At 41.9% G+C, this 21,321-nt stretch carries 20 protein-coding genes; 9 read left to right on the top strand and 11 right to left on the bottom strand.

Features of this window, described 5'->3' with window-relative positions:
- Positions 1 to 48 precede the first annotated feature (48 nt).
- Positions 49 to 858 carry a hypothetical protein gene (locus PUQ00_RS26830; protein WP_300422375.1) on the bottom strand — a complete coding sequence of 270 codons (810 nt, stop codon included), beginning with the start codon at positions 856 to 858 and terminating at the stop codon, positions 49 to 51.
- Positions 859 to 924: 66 nt separating this feature from the next.
- Positions 925 to 1,713 carry a hypothetical protein gene (locus tag PUQ00_RS26825; RefSeq protein WP_300422373.1) on the bottom strand — a complete coding sequence of 263 codons (789 nt, stop codon included), beginning with the start codon at positions 1,711 to 1,713 and terminating at the stop codon, positions 925 to 927.
- Positions 1,714 to 2,287: 574 nt separating this feature from the next.
- Here PUQ00_RS26825 and PUQ00_RS26820 point away from each other — a divergent pair.
- Entirely contained in the window at positions 2,288 to 3,079 is a 792-nt protein-coding gene (locus tag PUQ00_RS26820; protein WP_300422371.1) for an SDR family oxidoreductase, read from the top strand.
- 313 nt (positions 3,080 to 3,392) lie between these two features.
- On the opposite strand, the gene PUQ00_RS26815 is transcribed toward PUQ00_RS26820, so the two are convergent.
- Positions 3,393 to 3,881: a hypothetical protein gene (locus tag PUQ00_RS26815; protein WP_300422370.1), complete on the bottom strand. Its 489-nt coding sequence runs from the start codon at positions 3,879 to 3,881 to the stop codon at positions 3,393 to 3,395.
- 163 nt (positions 3,882 to 4,044) lie between these two features.
- Here PUQ00_RS26815 and PUQ00_RS26810 point away from each other — a divergent pair, with 163 nt between their 5' ends.
- Positions 4,045 to 5,949: a serine/threonine protein kinase gene (locus PUQ00_RS26810; RefSeq protein ID WP_300422369.1), complete on the top strand. Its 1,905-nt coding sequence runs from the start codon at positions 4,045 to 4,047 to the stop codon at positions 5,947 to 5,949.
- Between the two features lie 98 nt (positions 5,950 to 6,047).
- Here the strand turns inward: PUQ00_RS26810 and PUQ00_RS26805 are convergent, their stop codons facing one another.
- The 6 genes from PUQ00_RS26805 to PUQ00_RS26780 all read right to left on the bottom strand — a co-directional run bounded on the left by PUQ00_RS26805 (position 6,048) and on the right by PUQ00_RS26780 (position 11,968).
- A complete protein-coding gene (locus tag PUQ00_RS26805; protein WP_300422368.1) occupies positions 6,048 to 7,625 on the bottom strand; it encodes a hypothetical protein in 1,578 nt (525 codons plus the stop codon).
- Between the two features lie 114 nt (positions 7,626 to 7,739).
- Positions 7,740 to 8,405 carry a heterocyst differentiation related protein gene (locus PUQ00_RS26800; protein WP_300422367.1) on the bottom strand — a complete coding sequence of 222 codons (666 nt, stop codon included), beginning with the start codon at positions 8,403 to 8,405 and terminating at the stop codon, positions 7,740 to 7,742.
- A gap of 234 nt (positions 8,406 to 8,639) precedes the next feature.
- A complete protein-coding gene (gene trpA / locus PUQ00_RS26795; protein WP_300422366.1) occupies positions 8,640 to 9,467 on the bottom strand; it encodes a tryptophan synthase subunit alpha in 828 nt (275 codons plus the stop codon).
- A 74-nt stretch (positions 9,468 to 9,541) separates the two neighbouring features.
- Positions 9,542 to 9,853 (bottom strand): DUF3007 family protein, encoded by a 312-nt coding sequence (locus PUQ00_RS26790; protein ID WP_300422364.1) that lies wholly within the window; start codon positions 9,851 to 9,853, stop codon positions 9,542 to 9,544.
- A gap of 24 nt (positions 9,854 to 9,877) precedes the next feature.
- Complete coding sequence (ndhL, locus tag PUQ00_RS26785; protein ID WP_300422363.1) at positions 9,878 to 10,090, bottom strand: NAD(P)H-quinone oxidoreductase subunit L; 213 nt, start codon at positions 10,088 to 10,090, stop codon at positions 9,878 to 9,880.
- 1,644 nt (positions 10,091 to 11,734) lie between these two features.
- On the bottom strand, positions 11,735 to 11,968 hold the full coding sequence (locus tag PUQ00_RS26780; protein WP_300422361.1) for a hypothetical protein: 234 nt from the start codon (positions 11,966 to 11,968) through the stop codon (positions 11,735 to 11,737).
- A gap of 300 nt (positions 11,969 to 12,268) precedes the next feature.
- Between PUQ00_RS26780 and PUQ00_RS26775 the strand changes: the two genes are divergently transcribed.
- Positions 12,269 to 13,588 carry a hypothetical protein gene (locus tag PUQ00_RS26775; RefSeq protein ID WP_300422360.1) on the top strand — a complete coding sequence of 440 codons (1,320 nt, stop codon included), beginning with the start codon at positions 12,269 to 12,271 and terminating at the stop codon, positions 13,586 to 13,588.
- 12 nt (positions 13,589 to 13,600) lie between these two features.
- Here the strand turns inward: PUQ00_RS26775 and PUQ00_RS26770 are convergent, their stop codons facing one another.
- A complete protein-coding gene (locus tag PUQ00_RS26770) occupies positions 13,601 to 14,521 on the bottom strand; it encodes a lysylphosphatidylglycerol synthase domain-containing protein (protein ID WP_300422358.1) in 921 nt (306 codons plus the stop codon).
- Between the two features lie 343 nt (positions 14,522 to 14,864).
- Here PUQ00_RS26770 and PUQ00_RS26765 point away from each other — a divergent pair, with 343 nt between their 5' ends.
- From PUQ00_RS26765 to PUQ00_RS26755, 3 genes are all read left to right on the top strand, one after another.
- Positions 14,865 to 15,296 (top strand): DUF6658 family protein, encoded by a 432-nt coding sequence (locus tag PUQ00_RS26765; protein WP_300422356.1) that lies wholly within the window; start codon positions 14,865 to 14,867, stop codon positions 15,294 to 15,296.
- Positions 15,297 to 15,424: 128 nt separating this feature from the next.
- Complete coding sequence (locus PUQ00_RS26760) at positions 15,425 to 16,024, top strand: hypothetical protein (RefSeq protein ID WP_300422354.1); 600 nt, start codon at positions 15,425 to 15,427, stop codon at positions 16,022 to 16,024.
- A gap of 183 nt (positions 16,025 to 16,207) precedes the next feature.
- Entirely contained in the window at positions 16,208 to 16,486 is a 279-nt protein-coding gene (locus PUQ00_RS26755) for a hypothetical protein (RefSeq protein WP_300422353.1), read from the top strand.
- Positions 16,487 to 16,593: 107 nt separating this feature from the next.
- Here PUQ00_RS26755 and PUQ00_RS32940 read toward each other — a convergent pair whose 3' ends face one another.
- A complete protein-coding gene (locus PUQ00_RS32940) occupies positions 16,594 to 17,001 on the bottom strand; it encodes a hypothetical protein (protein WP_366145974.1) in 408 nt (135 codons plus the stop codon).
- Between the two features lie 87 nt (positions 17,002 to 17,088).
- On the opposite strand from PUQ00_RS32940, the gene PUQ00_RS26750 reads away from it, so the two are divergent.
- The 3 genes from PUQ00_RS26750 to PUQ00_RS26740 form a co-directional block, all read left to right on the top strand.
- Positions 17,089 to 18,624 (top strand): AAA-like domain-containing protein, encoded by a 1,536-nt coding sequence (locus tag PUQ00_RS26750; RefSeq protein ID WP_300422351.1) that lies wholly within the window; start codon positions 17,089 to 17,091, stop codon positions 18,622 to 18,624.
- 76 nt (positions 18,625 to 18,700) lie between these two features.
- Entirely contained in the window at positions 18,701 to 19,108 is a 408-nt protein-coding gene (locus PUQ00_RS26745) for a four helix bundle protein (protein WP_300422349.1), read from the top strand.
- 67 nt (positions 19,109 to 19,175) lie between these two features.
- On the top strand, positions 19,176 to 21,321 hold a 2,146-nt coding region (locus tag PUQ00_RS26740; protein WP_300422347.1), incomplete at its 3' end, for a P83/100 family protein.

Genomic DNA, 21,321 nt, shown 5'->3' with positions numbered 1-21,321 from the left:
ATACAAGGTCAGTACCAAGTCGAGCGTTTTACATTTAATTAGGTTGAGCTACTTACCATCCCAGTGCAACTCTAGCCCTTTGCGGGGTTTTTGATTCCAAACTGAGGGGAAATCAGAAGTTCCAATCAGTTCATCCTCACGCAATTTATCCATTGGGAAATGGAATTGAATTGCTTTATAAGGATTAAAAGTATCTACTCTTCCTGGTCCCCAATCTGGCTGTTCTTCAACAAACTTAAGTCGAGATGCCTGATTAATTAGCGCATCTCTAGTTTGGGGAATTGCTATGAAACGATAAAGTAATTTTTCAATGGGATTAAGACCGCCACTGATTTTTTCAATTTCTGGCAACATTCGGTTAGCAGTAAAGCGTTCATCCACACCAACTGCTGATAAAAACTTGATATATCCCTGCAAATTAAGCACATTAGCAGGCATTGTAGTGATGACTTGATGTTCGCTATTAGGGGTATGTCGCAGCGTTCCTGTATGACATACAGCACAATTTAACCCAACTCGATCAATAAAGACTCTGCGTTGTGAAAAACCTACAGGCAAATCTTTGTCAGGTTCTTTGATAAATCCCAAAGAAGTATAACCTTTTCCAGGTAATTTTTCTGGGAATAGTTCTGGTAAAACTTTCCAAATCCAGTAAGGGATGCCATTGACGGATTCACTGCCGATTGAACCATATTTAAAGTGATTTTCAATGTCAGCATAATCCACTGGAGAGTTAGAAAAAACAGGCCAAAGCAAAAATAATGCTACTGCTAGAACACCTACAATCACAACCAAAATCCGCTGGAGGACTCCCTTGATTGAGGTCGTAAGTAGGTTAGGGTTTGTTTGTTCAGTCATAAAACACTCCCTATATTGTCGAGATTATCTGTAAGCGAAATTGTCAATGTGATCTGCATCGCTTTTTTATCTAGATAATTTTGCAAGCTCAGTTTTATGAAAGACTGACATTACTTCTTCCATCATCTCTTCATAGCTATTGAAGCGATCTTGCTCGTAACAACCCAAGGGATTTTCAGTTACATTCAGCAGGCATTTATTGCAATAGGTACAAGGTTTATCTGCCAGGTCTTTACCTGCTTTAAAAGATTTAACTAAGTCATTGTTAGCAATTAGGGTACGAGCCATTGTGACGCCATCGCAATAATGATCGTTAATTGCCTGACGAATATAAGAAGCCTGCTGTAAACCACCCGTGCATAATACGGGAATATTAACGTGCTTTTTAATTTCTCTGGCATCCAGCAAGTTTCTGCCTTGGTTCTCTGCTAGTAACTGCTTGATTTTGGGGTCTTTTACATCATCACCACTAAATGCTTGAGGAGGCAATTGCTTTTTCACTCGATTCCATAAAAAATTGAAAAGGGGATGCAAAAATGAATTGCGAAATAAAATGTAGTTGCGTGTGGTCTCTACGCCACTTGACAACATAGTGTCATAAGTTCTAGTAATGACATCGAAATTAAAATCACCAATGGGATTGAGTGGGTGAGGAAATAAGCTACCAGTTGACACATGCACGCCATCAGCCCCAGCTTGTTCTGCCCATTTACAAACTTGGATGGAATCTTCTATGGTATTACCTGGTTTTTCCCAAAAGGTGACGGCGTTGTTATAGTCAACGGCACTAATCTTGAATTGCAGGTGAAAGTCGTTGCCGACTTCTTTGCGGATTGCTCTAATTACATCTAGCAAAAACCGCGCTCGATTCTCTAATGAACCACCGTATTCATCTTGATGGTCTGACTATCTAATTACTGATGTTGCTACAACAGATGGCACATATAATGCTAAATACAGTTGGAATTCCGATGAAAAAGAGCCAGTAAATAATTTAAATCCGACTTCCGAATCCAGTTCAGGTGTCTATGTTGCGTATGTTCCTCTACCAGAACGTGGGCAAAAAGTCTTAGGAACAAAAGCAGCAGTTCGTTTGGAAATTTCTCAATGGCAATGAAGGAGGTAGGAGGCAGGAGGCAAGGGGAGAAGAATTAACATCCGTGTCAATTTAAGCTATTTGTAGCTAAACTGTTGGCTTTCTCACCCGCCTTGAACTAAAGTTCCAGGCTAACAGCTAAAGTCTACTGAAGTAGACTAAAGATTTTTGAGTATATTTAGTTATCTTCAGATAACTTCAGCTATTAGCAAGGAACTGAAGTTCTTTGCAGGACATGAATTTTGCGTTAAATTGACACCACTGAAGAATTAATAACTAATGACTAATGACTAATGACTCATTTTTTTTTAAGCAGTTAAGAGAGGAAAATTTATGCAGACTAATCGCAGACAAACGGCTCTTATTACTGGTGCATCTGGCGGCATCGGTTATGAATTCACGAAGTTATTTGCTCAGGATGGTTACAATCTGGTGTTGGTAGCTAGAAGCGTGGAAAAGCTGAATAAAATCGCCAATGAATTTAAAAATAAATTTGGCATTGATGTCAAAGTTATTTCCAAGGATTTATCTAACCCATCAGCCCCAGAAGAAATTTTTACTGAGCTAGAGCAAGCATCGATCAAAGTTGATGTGCTGGTAAACAATGCTGGGTTTGCTACCTACGGATTATTTCACGAAATTGACCTGAATTCTGAACTGCAATTGCTACAGGTTAATGTTTTATGTCTCACACATTTAACCAAGTTATTCCTCAAGGGTATGGTTAAGCAGGGGTCTGGAAAAATATTAAATGTGGCTTCGACTGCTGCTTTTCAACCAGGCCCACTGATGGCAGTATACTACGCTAGTAAAGCCTATGTATTATCGTTCACAGAAGCGATCGCTAATGAATTAGAAGGTACAGGTGTCTCTGTGACGGCGCTTTGTCCAGGTCCTACAGAATCTGGTTTTCAACAAAGAGCCGCAATGGAAGACTCAAAGCTGGTAAGCGGTCAAAAAATTATGACTGCGGAAGTGGTAGCCAAAATCGGCTATCGTGGTCTATTGGAAAACAAAACTGTTGTCGTTACTGGAATTAAAAATAAGCTCCTCGCTGAATCTGTAAGATTTACTCCTAGAAAGCTAGTGACTAAGCTAGTTAGAAATATGCAGGAAAGCAAATAAGGGCGTTGCATAAATGCGGGATGAATCAGGTTAATAAAGCAGGGTAAGCGCATCTCAAATTCGGTAACTCCATCAACGCCTTAGTAGATAATTAATCTTCGGCTAAGAGTTCAGACAATCAAATCACATTTCATCAATTAGAAATACCAGGGATGAAAGAATTTCTCGCCAAATTGAAAACACAGTCAGAACCTACAAACTCAATTGACTACAGCCGCATGAGTGAAGATTTTGCTGCTTGAAGAAAAAGCGATCGCCTTACCTCATAAGCCCACCTGCGTGGGCTTTATTCGTGTATTCTATTTTCAGGGCTTCAAGTCTCTGGCAATTTAGCAAACGCCTCTTCAACTAACTCCTTGGACTTAGCATCCAAACGCAGCCAATCCACTTCACCCAGTTCATCAATTAAACTAGTATCAATAACAGCAGCTTCCTCGTGTGGGGTGTATTCAAAAAAACACACTTGATAACACAACTCCCACAAATCGATACTCGCTTGTTGCTGTTGACGCTCCAAACGTAGATGATATCCTGGATGGGGCATCGGCAGACGAGCCAGAGTCTCTCTGATTTCATCTGCTTCTTGGGGCGTTGCAGTTTCCATTGCTTGCAACAGTTCAGTCACCAATGCTTTGATTTCATCAGTGATGCTAGCCGGCCAAATCAGGACATCGTGGTAAGTTCCCGTCCATGAAGATTCATCAAGCAGCTTGCGGATATTGTCGATAACGCGAATGAAAGCAGGTTGCATGAGGATTTCAGCCTGCTGCCATGCAACTGAGTTTGTTATTTTCGGTGGCATTGGTAGTAAACAGGGACACTAAAAGAAAAATAAACAGTCTGTGTTTATTAAAAAGCTGCGTTTTTAATCTAAATCTTTTCTCAAGATAGCGGATTTCATTGAAGAAAATTTGGAGATATTTATTACCAGCTGGAAAATTAGGTAATAACTCTGGGGAGGGAATATGATCGGCAAGCTACTAGACCATCGTTATCAAGTAATTCGAGTCCTGGCGATGGGAGGATTTGGTCAAACATACATTGCCCAAGATACAAGGCGGCCAGGGAACCCCATCTGCGTTGTCAAGCACCTCAAGCCCGGAACTGACCCCAGAGTTTTTGATACTGCTAAACGCCTGTTCAACAGCGAAGCTGAAACCTTAGAAAAACTGGGCAACCATGACCAAATACCCAGGCTGCTAGCTTACTTTGACGAAAACCAAGAATTTTATTTAGTACAAGAATATATTGAAGGACATACCCTAGCTGAAGAACTTATACCTGGTAAGCGCTGGAGTGAAAGCCGAGTAATTCAACTGTTGCAGGAAGTTCTGCAAATTCTCGAATTTGTCCACCGCCAAGGCGTCATTCACCGCGATATCAAACCGGATAATATCATCCGTCGCGCGTCAGATAATAAGTTAGTTTTAGTGGACTTTGGGGCAGTGAAGCAACTGCGTACACAACTGGTAACAGTTGGCGGACAACCCCATGCCACAGTAGTTATTGGCACTCCTGGCTATATGCCCACAGAACAAGGGCAAGGTAAACCCCGCCCTAACAGTGATATCTATTCCCTTGGCATCATCGCCATTCAAGCATTAACAGGATTATATCCAACAGAATTGCCAGAAGACCCGCAAACGGGCGAAATTATTTGGCAGCGTTCAGTAACGGTGAACCATCGACTGGCAGTAGTGTTGTCCAAGATGGTACATTATCACTTCAAAGACCGCTACCAAAGCGCCACGGAAGCACTGCAAGCATGTAAAGACGCGATTAATCCTGTACCTGCACTTTCCACACCTCAAGAAGCCGCCAAATCCCGACCTCAAGTATCTCGGCTGCAAACGGTTGCAGTTGCACCAGCGAATCCTATCCCCGCTAAACCTGCACTTAAAGACTCTAGTAAATCCGACCCATGGCCGATATTAATTGGCATATTATTGGCAGGTGGTGCGGCTGCCTTGGTAACAAATGTATATCCAAATGTAAAAAATTTAGCTGCTAATCTTACAGGTAAGGATACCGCCTTAGCAAATAAATGCTCGGCTGTTGTCGTCGGAAATTCTAATATTCGTTCTGAACCAAGTTCGATTAATTCTGATAATATTTTGCAAACTGTTACTGATAACACCAGTTTCGAGGTTACAGGCAAGCAGACAAAACGAGGTTGGATAGAAGTGAAACTGAAATCTGGTCGTTTGGCTTGGGCATCCTCGGATGTGATAACCAATAATCAAGAATGGGGTTCTTGCCTGCGCGAAAAAGGCATTGCAACTAAGATTGTAGATGATAGTATCCTGATTGCGACTCGACCAATTCCCCAGCCAAAAACAAAATCGAAGAATGTCGCAACTCCATTACCAGAAAAGCCGAAGGGGTCAACTGATGATGCTGGGAAATTAGAACGATCGCAGCCTACTGATAATAGTGCCAATATTATAGAACAAGCTAGACAGAAATATGAATCAGGAGATATAGTTGGAGCGATCGCACTTTTGAAATCGATTCCGGCAAACGCTGCTTCTAGTATCAAAGAGACTGGTAAAGTAATTGCCCAGTGGCAGCAAGATTGGGCTAAGGCAGAGGCGATATCTAATGAGATCAACAAAGCGCTGGATGATGGGAAATGGGATAAAGTTTTAGATTATAGAAACCATCCAGAAAAGTTACCTAATACTCAATATTGGCGAAACAGAATCGAACCATTATTTAAACAAGCAGCCAAAAATCTGGCAAAACAGGCACTAACTCAACTAGAAAATCAAGGTAATCAAAAAAATACCCAACATAAACTTCCCGATACTAAGCAACCTGCTAATAGAGAGAGTCCTAATGCTACAGAAACTCCTAAAGGCGGTTTGTGAAATCAAAGTTTGTTAATTATAATGTCTTAGCATCTATTGGTAATAGGTAATAGATAATCTTATTACCTTTACCTATCGGTGTTGAACTAATTTCTCTTTTATTGATGTATATTTTCAGCAATTTGAAGGGCTTGTGCTAATAATTGCTTGCTTTTATCTTTTTGCTTTAATTGTGCACACCCAATAGCGATCGCAGTTATCACCTTAACTTTCTTATCACGGCTTTTAATAGTCTTAGCAACTTCAAGTGCTTGGGATAATACCTGCTCTGCTTTAGCAGGTGGTTCTACTTGAGTAGCTTGCTCAACAATTTTGGGCAAAGCTGAGACTTTAACATATTCAGAATCATAAAAAAGCAAGGTTTTGATAGAGTCAGATTCTGAGGAAAGCAAGGCTTTTTTATAGTCAGATTCAGCATTCTCTTTAAGTAGTTGAAAAGTTTGCTTGTATTGACTCTTTTTTGCGTACTCAACAGCAAGTACACTCAATGCTTCCCTTTTATTATAAGAGTACTTTGCTTCCTTGATCGCTTGAAGGGCTTGCTCATATTGCTCTACTGCTGCACACGTCGTAGCAATTTCAGCAAACACATCTAAAGAACCCCCAATAATTAAACCATCATGAGTGATATAAGCGTCTTTAAATAATTCATAATTAGGGTAATCCTTTATTGATTTGGCAATTACAATAGATTGGTTGCATTGCCCCAGTTCTGCATAATCAACAGCAATATCAGCTAAATAAAAGTTTTTTATGCTATCATATTTTTCATTTTTAATACTTTGAAGGGCTTGGGCTAACAGCTGTTCTCCCTTAGCCTGTTGTCCTACTTGTACATACTTAACAGCCACTTTAGCTACTTTAGCCACTTCAGCGTTATTATCTGGATATTGTGCATTTTGTGAGCCTTGCGCTAGCAGTTGCAATGCCTTTGCTTTTTGTCCAACTTGTGCATATTTGAGTGCGATTTCAACCATATCATCACTGATTTTAGCTTTTTGAAGTGCTTGTACTAATATCTGTTCTGCTTGAGCCTTTTGCCCAGTTTGTGCATACTTGAGTGCAACTTCAGACATTACTATAGATTGAGAAATAATGAAATCTTTTCCATTTAAAGACCTATTTGTAACATTTGTTGATATCAATTTGGCAACTTGAAGGGCTTTTTCGTATTGCCCCACTTGTACTAGGCGATCAGTAATATGTTTTAACCTAATATCTATAGAACTTATTTCTGGTGTTAGTTCGTGTGAATGAAAAGATTTTGCTATTTCCTGATAAGCTCGTGCTATTTTCTGAAGATATTTTGCTACTTGAAGTGCTTTGTCGTATTGTCCCATTTCTACATAAATAGTTCCCAACTGCTCCAATAAGTCTTGTGTAATGTTAATATCCTTAGATATTTTGGCAGTCTGAATAGCTGGGGCTAATAACTTCGAGGCTTTATCCTGTTGTCCTAATTTTGCATATCCTACAGCAATTTTAGCTAAAAGTTCTGCCTGGACTGGTTGCTTTCCATTATTTTTCTCGTAAATGGCAACCTTATCCACAGATTGACAAGCTACACCAAATATGAATAGTAATACCGCATGAGCGCAGGTCGTCGTACTCCTACGCACAAGCAAGCTACGCGTAGCGTCTCGCAGAGAAGACATCGCCAGTTTTTTGAGTTTCATCCGCTTTTTGAGCTTGATTAATCACTCATGTACAAAAAAAGCATCTAGGCAGTATTTTAACAGTGTTACCCTGTATATCTCTTACCTAGATGCTTTGTCCGATATTTTTTGTTGTTACTGCATTTCGTCGTATTCTGGGGCTTCAACTCGTCTTGCTTCCATCCGTGCAGCAGGCAAAAACTCAGCGCGACGGACTGGAACCAAGGGCGGTGTATTTCCTTGGTAGGGGTGAATCACTTGTATAGTACGGGCTGGACGCTGCCGTGGTGAGAATAAAGCCAATACCCCAGCGACGACAACACCACCACCAATAGTGAGAGTTGCGCCGCCCACAGCCCAAAGCATGGGTGAAGACCACCAAGGATTTTGCGGCTGGAATGCTGCTGTTTTTGGTTGGTTATTTTGCTGGGCTAATTGCCACTGCTGTTGAGTATTGAAATTTTGAACTTGGCCTTGGAGTTGTTGATTTTGCAACTTCAGCTGTTCATTGTCGTTTTTTAAACGCTCTAGCTGCATCTGCGTGTTCAGCTTCTCCACCTCTAGGCGCTGGTCAGTATTAGGAGTAACTTGCTGCTGATTAGAATTAGGATAGATTGGTTGCCCATAAGGGCCATAAGGATACATTTGTGGCTGCATTCCCTGAGGCGCTACTAGAGTGCCTGGGATTTGGGAAGCAACACCAAAGTTAGGTTGTAGAGGAGTATTTGTTCCTTTGAGCAATACGAGAGCCGCCAGCCCAGCTACGGCAACCCCGCCGATAAACGCCATACTTTCACTCATCGCCTTTGCTCCTCAATTGCGACGTAACTATAACCATTTGTGACTGACTTACTCTCACACTCATAAATTATGCCTACTTGATTTCACATAATACTCGAACTATAAGCGACTGTATCAGCTAGTTTTTTTACATCATGATATCTGATGTTAATATTCAAGACCATATTGGTCAAATTGTCTACCAAACAAAGATAAAAACTACACTGTTATACTTTTTTAATCTACTTTACCCGTCTAATCAAGAGGAGTATTTGTGCTGGTGTTGGTGGTCTTGATGGCTGCTTTGAGACTTTGGCAAAATTGGGCGATCGCACTCAATCCCTGCTCTGGGGTGCCTTGGGCTAACCGTTTCACAAAAGCGCTGCCTACGATCACGGCATCTGCGCCCCATTCCCTTACCTGACGGGCTTGTGCAGCTTCGGAGATTCCAAAGCCTACACCGATGGGTTTATCAGTAACACCACGAATTTGTTTGAGTAAATTGGACACGCGGTTTTCCACTTGCGATCGCATCCCTGTTACCCCGGTTACAGTGATTAAATAAATAAATCCTTGGGAAGAACGAGCGATCGCTTCTATTCGTTCATCCGAACTGGTGGGAGCTATGAACAACGTCAGATCAATTCCGATGGCGCTAGCTGGTTGCAGCAAGCTGGCGGCTTCTTCTAAAGGTAAGTCTGGTACTACCAATCCCGCTACCCCAGCCGCAGCAATTTCTTGGAGAAATTTGTCAATTCCCCGGTGCAAAATTGGATTGTAGTAGGTAAATAGGACAATCGGCGATCGCAATTTGGGAGTAATCTCTTGCAGCATTTCTAGCACCTGCTCCAATTTCGTTCCCTTTTGCAGGGCGCGGGTAGCAGCAGCTTGAATTACTGGCCCATCTGCCAGAGGATCAGAGTAGGGTATGCCCAGTTCTATAATGTCGGCTCCACTACGATCCAGAATCTGCAAAGCTTTTGCTGTTGTTTCTAAATCTGGATCGCCAGCAGTGATAAACGGAATCAGAGCGCACTCACGATTGCGCTCAAGGGTTTCAAAGCAATCAGAAATCGCAGTCATTTAGTCAAGTATCAAGAGTCAAATGTCAAGAGTCCAAATCTAGATTTTGGACTCTTGACTTATCAATGATAACTTTACACCTGAGATTGCTCTTCTTCTTCTATTTCGGCTTGAATTCGTGCTAGTTCTTCGGGAGTAAGCTCTTCTAGCCGCTTTTGCAGAAAGTCTTGCTCATACTGTTCCCTCTGTTGGTGGTAGGTCATTTTTTGTCCCACCGCACGGAAAAAATAGGTGGCTAACCAGCCAATTAACCCACTGACTAGTAAGACTTGGCTCCATATACCAGCTTTCTGATTATCCAAACCAACTAGCTGCAATCCTAAATAGACCAAGCCGCCAGCAATAAAAACACCCAAGCCAATTCCAATAGCGTCAATCCGTCGCATGAGAGTTATGACCTACCAATCTCGTTAAAGTTGAATTTGTCGCCGTTGGGGTCGAAAATTTACAAACGGCGATAGAACCAACAAACCTGGAAAGAAGAAAAACACCAAAAAGTACATAAAGACACGCTCAATCGAGGTAGCTACATACCAACGCTGCTTCAGGTACAGCAAGACAGCAATCGGGATTACTAAAAGGTAAGCTCCAGCCAAAATCAGATACAGCAGGGCGACAATCATAACTTTCAAGTCTTAAGCATCTGTTTTCCATCATAGGCTGAAGAGCCAGACTCAGAGAACTATACTCATAAATGCTTTCAACATAACTGCGCCAGAATTCCTCGTCTATGTCCAGATTGACAGATAAAAGATAATATCATGCTATAATCGCAAATCAACTAGCAAATAATGTTCTAGTCAGACAAGATCGAAAACTCATCCAGATTGATGACGAGGAAACAACGAAGACTTCCAGTCTGGAAAAAATATTTTCAATCTAGTTGGACAAAAAACACAATTGATGGTGGAATAGATGAGGGAGTATTTACTGTCTCCACAAAATAACTAGTTATACTAGTTGCGAAATAACAATGGGGGTGTGGCGGAATGGTAGACGCTACGGACTTAGATAACTGAGCCTTGAAGGAGAAATCCCTCAAGTGGAAGCTCTCAAACTCAGGGAAACCTAAATCTGGTGACAGACATGGCAATCCTGAGCCAAGCCGGAAAAAGTCGTGAGTAATGAGTATTGAGTACTGAGTAAATTAAAACTCCTAACTCCTAACTCCTAACTCCTAACTATTCGGAAGGTGCAGAGACCCGACGGGAGCTACCCTAACGTCAAGTCGAGGGTAAAGGGAGAGTCCAATTCTCAAAACCTGACCTTGCTAAAGGCATCAGGTAGCAGTGAAAACTGCGGGAGAATGAAAATCCGTTGACCTTAAACGGTCGTGTGGGTTCAAGTCCCTCCACCCCCACTAAAAATTTAAAATCCCAAAAGACTTCTATTGTGACTTTACCCATAACTTTGCCGCAACGGTAAGCTTATGCTTCCAATAAAGGGTGGCAAGGTTATGGTTCCAAACAAATTTCTCTTCGCGCTGCCCTTAAAGCAGCGCGAACTTTTTTGTCGCGAAAACATCCTGGTTTAGCCAATAGCCTTGAAATAGCTGCCTCATTAGGATAAATACCTTCAGTGTGAACTTGCCTAACAGCTTGTTTTACCTCCTCGCAACAGTGTTCGATTCGTTTGATGCGAGATTCTTTTATATACTTTAGGACTTACGCACTGTACAAATTACTTATAATATATGTTACGTAAAATTACCGTTTCAGGCGCTGAACACAACCCTGATTTGGTCGCATATTGACTGTGTTGGGTGTTAGATATGGCTCAAAAGCCCAAATTTACTATAGTACATATATAGCAATCCGATTTGATTTGTGAAAAAATCTAAGTATATGTAGGGTGTGTTATCGCGTAGCGTAACGCACCTGGAATCAGAGGTGGTGCGTTATCCTTTGGCGTAACGCACCCTACGTATATTTCAAAAATCAAATATCAGTCCTATATATGAATGATGTGTAAGTCCTAGTAAAAATAAGATTTTTGTAGGGAGCCAGTGCGTCGCAGAGGTTCCCGACGCTCAAGGACTCGCTAACACTGCGCTATCTGTTGTAGCAACTGGTGAACCAGCGCTGCAAGAAGGTTTCCTTCTGTAGGCGACTGGTGAACCCGAAGGGCATTGTATTAAACGCATATTTCGATATTATTTGTCATGAGAAACATAATATGAGCGCCTAACGCACCCTACTTAAGATTTATTTTCTAAATGTTCTCTTAAAAGTAAGTAATTTTACTGGAGTATTTGATGAAGTTAGGACTTACGCAAAATATCTCTCAAACTCTGATTTCCACCGTTCGCGCAGCGTCTCCCCTTGGGAGAAGTTCAGAGACGCTCGCGGACTCGCTACCGCTACGCTAACGGCAGAAGCCGCCGCTCCGACTTCTCTCCGTGTCGTGCCAGTTGCTACAACGGGAAGCCACTGCGTTGGACGGTTGCCCGGCTTGAAGGAGCCAGCCGCTCTTTCGGGTCTCCCGGAGCGGACTGGCGTCAAGTGGCATGGGAACCCCCCTTCGGGTTCACCAGTCGCCTACGGCGGGAAACCCGCCTACAGCGCTGGATTCACCGCAACGCACTGGCTTCTCTGCGCCTGGAGTGGTTCGTTATTCCGTAACTTGTGCGTAAGTCCTACAAATATTAAATATAAATTGTTTAATACTTTATTTATAGTCCGAGTTTATCAAATTTGTGTAAAAAGATTACTGAATCTCTGAAGAATAGATTGATACTACTGTTCACTAAGGTTAAACTTGGTAATAGTATGAGCAGTAAGCCTTTTGTCTTGAGAACTGGAATGACCGCTAATAGTTTATCAATTAGTCAGGAATATCCGCATTTTGTGACGTTTCAATCTAGAGAGCTAAATGTGCAAACCGCACAAGAAGAGGTTTATCGCTTCTTCTTGGAAATTGTCAAAAAGCTGTCGCCAGATGATGTTTTGCGGGAATTTAAAGGTTTATTTATAGACGGTCTTGATTCACAAGATTCCCATTCTATACCTGTGATATACAGTATTTTTTTAAATGATAATGAACAGGAGTTCTATAATACACTTAAGCGGTGTAGCTACATAATAGTTAACAATTGGACAACCAACAGAAAAGACAAATATATCCAAGAATTAGTTAATTTATTTGCAAATGCGAACCTGAAAGTAAAGAACAATAATTTTCCAGCGATAAATATCTGTAAAAGCTGGCTAGAGAATTTCATAAACAGCAAAGACTACCAAGAACTAAAATTATTTGCTGCTAAATATGAGGAATTATCTAAAGGTCATTGGGCTAATCGCTACAGTTCGTATTTATTAGCTGATCAATCTATTAATGAGAACAATTCTAGAGAGCAACAAGAGGCTGCTAGAAAGCGTTCTAGACAGATGAAAGACAAATTTAAGTTTGAATTAGCAATGTATATTGCTCGTTCTCAATCTGCGGTCTCAAGCACAACACGCTACACAAATCCGAGTATTTTGGGAGATAATGTTCTACATTTAATAAAAGCAATTGTTTTAAAGAAAGGTTTATTTAGCCATGAGAATATTGCCAATATATTTATCAAGCAAACTCAAGATCAAACTCTTGATGAATTTAAAATCAGTATAGAAAAATATCTATTTTTTTCTGTCGATAATCAAAAATTAGTCGAGAGTTTACGGCAGGAGTTCGCAGAGAATTTATCATTATGGAAAAAAGATTATAGTCAAGAAATTATCACTAAAGAATTGTTCTTGAGAACCTGTAATCGGGTGATTGATTATTTTACAACAGAAGATGGCAAAGAACCTTCGTCATTATTTATATTATTGCTGATTCGGGGTCACTCTCTAACATTGGTGATTATACTGCTGAAAACTATTTTAATTTCTAGAAATTCCCGCAGGCATTTAGAAATTAGGATTGCTCATCTAATTCGTTATTACCAAAAATATCCTCAAGATGAATGTAAGTGGGTAATCAATTTTATGGAGATTTTTAATATCACGTTTGCAATTTATGCAGAAAACGTAGAATATAACTTGATTAAGATGGAAGAAAACCAAAGCAGTAATCCGCAGTTAAATCCGGATGGTTATCGTGTGTTTTCACAGATGAAGGTAGATAGACAAAAATGAGTGTCGCCTAATTCATGATTTAGCAAGGCGTTCATCTAACCAAGCAAAAGTAGCACCCGCAGTTTCAGCTAGAATACTAATGAGGCGATATAGAGCGATCGCACTAAATACTAGGGCAGATGGAAAGTGGTGTCGCAAAAGTTCATATGCAGTCGCTTCAAATACACCTAATCCACCAGGCGCACCCGGAATGATAAACCCTAACAACCAAGCGCAGCTAAAAGCCCCTAACAACAAAGGAATTTGATTCACATTCAACGAACCCAAGGCGAACATAGTTAATATAAACCCAGTTCCACGCAGTCCCATAAAGCCCAATTCTCCTAACAAAGGTCGTAGGGGATAGCTTTTAAGACTGAACGGAACAATTGACTCAGTGCTAGTAGCAGACTTTTTTGCTTTCAATCTGTACAAAAAACGAATAATTGGGTTTAAAAACCAGGGATGAATAGCACAAAGAACTACAGCTAAACTCAGGAATTGTAGTATTTGCAGAACAAGGGTAGTATTGACTGCCGCAAATTGGCTACTGCATAGGACAATGATAATTAAAGCAGCCGCTAACATCAGTAGCGGTTCCAGTAATACGCTTAAGGTAGCTGCACCAGCAGAAATATTGGCATTTTTGGCGGCTACAATTCGCCCGTAGTGATGCCAGATATTACCTGGCAAATATTTAGCTATGTTAGTTTTGAGGTAAACTTGGATGAATTGGGTAGATGGTACAGGTTGATTTAACTCTTGCAGAATCCAAGTCCAGATCCAGCCAGCCCAAGTATGTGCTAGTAAAGTCACGCCTGTAGCGATCGCCATAATTGCCCATCCTACCCCATCAATGCGGATAGCAGTTACCTGAATCCAATTATCCTTCAGAGCTTTTCCTAAAAAAAACAGCGTTCCGCCCAAAATTATCCAGCGTAAAAATTGCTTCATGAATTTAGTAATTTAACGGTTAGAGCAACAAGGGCTGAATACCTCAGCTATTACAGTACATCAGCTACCTATTCAAAGCTTTTGAAGTATTAAACAAGTTAATGTAGTTCTTTTTACGAAAATTATATTACTTTATTTTATATCTCTCTAGAGTAAGATAAAAATATTACTTTTATCTTACTTAAAATGTGACCTACGCTAGAGGTAAAGTGCATTTTATTATTTATATTCTGAATAAAGGTTATCGAAAGTGAGCGAACCAAAACAAGCACAATAAACTTGCTGACCAATTCAATGATTCAGCAAATTTTTAGTTTATTAATATTTTGGTAAGGAGGACTAGGTGAATGCTATGAAAGAATTCTGGAAACAAATAAGATTGCGCCAGATATTAACTATCTTTTTAGCTGGACTATTGTTGATAGTTAGCACTGCTTGTAGTGGGGCAAATGCTCAAGGTGCAAATTCAAAAGCCAGTCAGGGACGCGACCAAGCTAGCTTACAACCAAGTTCGCAATTGTTGATTGCTACAAATAGAGAATCCGAGATACTTTATCCTTCTGGGGAGACACCAGCAGGTCGAGTCGAGAAAGAAGCAGAACTGCCCTTCATCACAGATAAAGACTTCCGCCAACCTGAACCCGGTGGTTTGATTCAGAATGAAACAAATGTAGGAGATCGGGTTAAAGATCGTCTTGAGACTGTAAAAGAGGCTGTTGAAGAAGCTTCCGGCTTTTTGAAAAATAAGCCAGATGAAGCTAAAGTAAGACCTTAATTACAACCAAATCCAGCAGTAGACAGATAAAATTATTATTTTGTCTGAATGCTTTGGATGTAAAATTAATTGCGAATGCCATCTTGGTTGAAGTTTAACTTAGTCACAAAAATGCAAGGAGTAGAACTATGAAAAAAGTAGGTAGTTGGCTGAAAAACATTCGTCCCTTGAAAGTTTTAACTGTTTTTTTAGCAGGAATATTTCTATTTCTGACTCAGGCTTGTGGTGCTCCAGGAATAGCAACACAGCCGCCACAACCTGGCGCTCAAGCACCTAATATCAAACGATATGATCCCACAAAAGATTATCCTCTGAATTCTCCGACTGGTGGGATAAATAACTTTAGTGATGTAGATCCTAGAGCGCAAGATGAAAAGGCAGCGAATGACAGAGGTGATGCGCTGGCAAAAAATGCTCAAAGAAATATTGAGCAGAAGGGAATTGACAGCCGAGAACAATATGGCCAGAATTTTAAGTCAGGGACACCCCTTGGTGAAAGAGTGAAGAACCTGGGTGAAGATATCGGCAGTTCAGCTGAAGAAGTTCGCAAAGGTCTTGTTAAGGGGACTCAGCGAGGAATTGAAAATATTAAGGGTAATACCCAGAATGCTGCCGACGACGTGACAAAAAATGTTCAGCGTGGGGCTGAGGATGCTGGTAAAAATGTTCAGCGCACAGCTGAGGATGCTGGTAATGCAGTGAAGAGAACAGTCAAAGACGTTGATTGAAATTAGTTATTCAATCTCCTGCAAAAATATGAAAGCGCCCACAGACTAAAATCTGGGGCTACCTAAACAAAGCCTGCGTAAGCAGGCTTTGTTTAGTTTTAGGTGGGCAGTAGTACTTACGCAGTGGTGATTAATCATTGCGTACTCCTTTGGAGAACCCGTACCGATTGGTGTCAACTTAAAGTGAAAGTTACTCTAGAAGCAGCTTTTAGAGATTATCTCGAAAAGAAGTCTCTGACTCTTAACGCATTCCGAGAGGCTCTGCCTCAAGACTTGCGGCAGAGCCGCGATGAGGTGCATTTCCAGCCAGAGGCTGGAAACGAGGTTTTAAAAGGCTTTCACGTTAAGTTGACACCAATGACCCGTACCACTTCCCTACAGGACGCCAAGGGCGAACGTGGAAGCAAGCTACGCGTAGCGTCTCCGTCAGAAGAAGGGTACGGAGCGAAACAATCTCATTAAGACTGGGATTGCTTTACTTGACTTGCAATGATGGCATTCAAGTTGCATAATCAGGGCGGGCATTTCGGCCCACCCCACAAAATATTGAGAAAATTTTAATATGCAAGTTAGATGTCTTTTAGCTTACCTGTTTTTGGAGTTGTCACCAATATTCGGAAATGGGAAATGAAGACTTGAACTCCGTTAACGAGTCTTTTAGCTCCGTTAATGAGTCTTTGACCTCCGTTAACGAGTCTTTGAACTCCGTTAACGAGTCTTTGAGCTCCGTTAATGAGTCTTTTAGCTCCGTTAACGAGTCTTTGAACTCCATTAATGAGTCTTTTAGCTCCGTTAATGAGTCTTTGAACTCCATTAATGAGTCTTTGAACTCCGTTAATGAGTTTTTTGTGCTGTCGGTAATTGGCTGCAACTGCGCTGTAGTAGAGTATATCTAATTGATAGCGCTGTGAATAAAATCCTAATTTGTTTAGCTGATCCTCGAAATAGGCAAAAACTGCCCTTGGATGACGAAGCACAGAATTACCCAACTTCTGTACCAGATTGACTTGCAACTAGACAAGCTTTTCAACTCAAAAAGCTGAAGGAAGACAAGGTTAATAGTAATGTTAAACTCACAGGCTAAACGCATCTTCATCAGCTATAAGCGTAATGCTAGCCCCGATGAACCGGTGGCGCTGCAAGTCTTCCAGGCGCTATCGCAACAGCACAAAGTTTTTATTGACCAAACCATGTCTGTTGGCACACGCTGGGCTGAATGTATTGAAGCAGAAATCCGCCAAGCTGATTTTCTGATTACTTTCCTTTCAGCCTTGTCAACCAGCAGCGAAATGGTGGTTGCAGAAATAGAGACAGCACACCACTTGGCAAAATCACAAGAAGGACGCCCGATAATTCTCCCAGTGCGTCTGGCGTATCAAGAACCGTTCTTGTATCCCTTGAGTGCTTACTTAAATGGGATTAACTGGGCGTTCTGGAAAGATGAGAATGATACGCCGCGCCTGATTGCAGAGTTGTTGCAGGCTGTCTCTGGCGGTGCATTGGCTATTAGTGAAGAAAAATCGAAAGCAGACTTAATCCAGATGAGTCAGCCGTCACTCCTACCCCATCCCTTTCCTTCAGCACAGCCCGTCTCGCTGGAAATGCCCGAAGGGACAATGGAATCGCAATCTGCTTTTTACGTGGAACGCTCATCTGATCCACTTACTTTGCAGACTATTGAGCGGCAAGGTGTGACAATTACAATTAAAGACCCCCGGCAAATGGGCAAAAGTTCCCTGTTAATTCGCACAATTAATACTGCTGTGAATGCAGGGAAGCGGGTTGCTTTACTGGATTTCCAATTGTTTGATAAAGCGGCCTTAACTAATGCTGATCTTTTCTTTCGTCAGTTCTGTACTTGGTTAACTGATGAACTGGAAATGATAGACAAAGTTGATGAGTATTGGAATATGCCCTTGGGCAATAGTCAGCGTTGCACTCGCTATGTTGGGCGCTATTTGCTTAAAGAGTTTGGCAACCCTATTGTCTTAGCAATGGATGAAGTTGAAAGGGTCTTTGATACTGATTTTCGCTCTGATTTCTTTGGAATGCTGCGAAGCTGGCACAATAGCCGCGCCACCACTCCTATCTGGAAGCAACTGGATTTAGCACTGGTTACTTCCACCGAACCCTACCAGCTAATTGATAATCTCAACCAATCCCCCTTTAATGTTGGGCTAGTAATTGATTTAGAGGACTTTACAGCAGTACAGGTTGCTGATTTAAACCGCCGTCATGGTTCACCCTTCAACGCCAGCGAAGAAAAGCAATTAATGGCGTTGCTAGGTGGACATCCTTACTTAGTACGCCTTGCACTCTATTTAGTTGCTAGCGATCGCCTCCATCCTACCGAACTATTTGCCAATGCGATCGCAGATAATGGCCCCTTTAGCAATCATCTGCGTAACCACCTTTTTCGGCTGCATAACAAACAGGAGTTGGTTCAGGGTATGTTCCAAGTAATTCGCCAAAACACCTGTGAAGATGAGCGCATCTTTTTCCGCTTGCGGGGTGCAGGTTTAGTGCGTCGGCAAGGGCGTGTAGTGTTTCCCCGTTGTCAACTTTACACCGATTATTTCCGGGAGCATTTGCGTGGTTAATTAGGGAATAAGGGGAACAAGGAGGACAAGGAGGACGATGGGGACAAGGGGACAAGGGGACAAGGGAGATAAAGGAGTGGATAAAAAGAGATTTAAGAGCCATGAAGATTTAGCGATATTTAAATTGGCATTTGATACAGCTATGAAGATATTTCAACTCTCAAAAAAGTTTCCTATAGAAGAAAAATACGCTTTGACAGACCAAATGCGGCGTTCGTCACGCTCTGTATGTGCCAATCTAGCGGAAGCTTGGAGAAAGCGTAGATATAAAGCTGCTTTTATTGCTAAATTAAATGACTGCGTTCGCGGAGCGTGTCGCAGACAAGCTGAGGCTGCTGAAACTCAGGTATGGATAAAATTTGCCGTCAAATGTGAGTATTTAGATATAGAACAAGGAAGAGAACTATACGGTACTTACAATCAAGTTTTAAGTGGTTTAGTAAACATGATTAACAATCCCAATCAATGGATTATCCATGAGTAAAACAAATCTTCGTTGTCCCCCTTGTCCCCCTTGTCCCCCTTGTCCCCCTTGTCCCGGAGTTCTTTAGATGGTTAATCCAACCATTTATACTGTAGGCGGGACAGTACAGGCTGGCGGTGGCATTTACATTCCTCGTCAAGCTGATGAAGAATTGCTCAGTTTATGTCGGTCAGCAATTTTCGCTTATGTGCTGACACCGCGCCAAATGGGTAAGTCTAGCTTGATGGTACGCACGGCGCAAACCCTAATGGAGGAGGGAATTCCCTCGGTAATTGTTGACCTCCAGGAATTGGGGGCAAGTGTCACAGCCGAACAGTGGTATTTTGGCTTTTTGGTCAAATTGGATGACCAACTCATGTTTGATACAGATGTGGTGAGTTGGTGGCAACAACACGAGCATCTAGGAGTATCGCAACGGCTGACACAGTTTTTTGAGAAGGTTTTGCTGGCCGAGGTTGAAGGGCAAGTTGTGATTTTTGTGGATGAAATTGACTCTACCCTCAGCCTGGATTTTACCGATGATTTTTTTATCGCCATTCGTTATCTCTATGTTGCTCGTGCGACTAATCCGGAATTTGGGCGGCTTTCTTTTGTCTTAATGGGGGTAGCGACTCCGGGTGATTTAATTCGTGATGCCAAACGCACACCGTTTAATATCGGACAGCGTGTAGATTTAACTGATTTTACCTTTGATGAAGCTTTACCTTTGGCTGAAGGATTGGCATTACCCAGCGATGATGCCAACCAGATATTACGCCAGGTGTTGAAGTGGACGGGGGGACATCCTTATTTGACGCAGCGTCTCTGTGGTGCCTTGGTTTTGATCCCCCCAACCCCCCTTCAAAAGGGGGGCAATCAACTTCCAGTTTTGGAGATTCCCACAGTCCCCGTTAACAACAGTTCTATTGTTCCCCCCTTTTTAAGGGGGGTTAGGGGGGATCAAGTTTTATCCGCAGCCGATGTAGACAAGATAGTTAGCAGGACATTTTTTGGGGCGATGAGTGAGCAAGACAATAACTTGCAGTTTGTCCGCGATATGCTGACTAAACGCTCACCAGACCCGCAGGTTTTGACTATTTACCGCGAGATTCGCTGGGGTAAGCAGGCGGTTGTGGATGAGGAGCAGTCTTTAGCTAAATCTCACTTGAAGCTATCGGGCGTGGTGCGGCGGGAGAATAATGTTTTGCGGGTGCGGAATCAAATCTATCGGCAAGTATTTGATTACAAGTGGATTAATAAACATTTGCCGTTCAACTTGCGGGATAGGTGGGAACAGCTTAAACCTGCACTGCCTTATGTGATTGTAATGGTAGTGTTTTCGATATTATCGACGGGAGTCGCTTGGTATATTTACAACCAAAATCTGATTGCCCAAGATGCCCGCGACAGTGAAAAAGAGCAACGTCTAATTGCCCAAGCTGCCTTGAAAAGAGAACAAATACAGCGACAAGAGGCAGACCGTCAAACTAAAAATGCGCGAACACAGCAGAAAAAAGCAGATGAACAACGCCGGGAGGCAGAAAAGCAAAAGCGGATTGCTAATCATGAAAGTGAAAGAGCTAAAAAAGGAGAGGGGCAAGCAAAGTCTGCACAACAATTAGCTGAAAAAAGGGGAACAGACTTAAAAAAAGCCCTTGATAAAACAAAAACTGCTGAACAATTAGCTAAGGACAGACAGGTAGACGCTGAAAAGCAACGAGATTTGGCAAAGGTAAAAGGACAGGAAGCAATCGCCGCAAAAGCAGAAGCGGATAAACGTCGGATAAATGCCGAAATTATCGCCGATAGCCTCAAATCACAAAACCTGCTGGCAGCAAATTTAGAGCTTGATGCTTTAGTAGCAGGCTTGAAGGTAGGAAAACGACTTAAAACACCAAATAAAAATGTAGAACCAGATACCCGCATTTTGGGAGTAGCCACAGTCCAGCAGGTGCTTTATGGAGTCAGGGAACGTAACCGATTAGAAGGTCATAGCAATTTGGTTTATAGCGTGGCATTTAGCCCCGACGGTCAAACCATTGCCTCTGCCAGTGGTGACAAGACGGTGAAGCTGTGGAATTGCAAGGGGCAACTGTTACAAACTCTCCAAGGTCATAGTGATTCGGTTTGGGGCGTGGCATTTAGCCCCGACGGTCAAACCATTGCCTCTACCAGTAGTGACAAGACGGTGAAGCTGTGGAATCGCAACGGGCAACTGTTACAAACTCTCCAAG

It is taken from the genome of Nostoc sp. S13 (assembly GCF_029379315.1).
Taxonomy (GTDB): domain Bacteria; phylum Cyanobacteriota; class Cyanobacteriia; order Cyanobacteriales; family Nostocaceae; genus Nostoc.
Note: the sequence above shows the minus strand (reverse complement) of the source record. Positions and strands in the feature narration are given on the sequence as shown.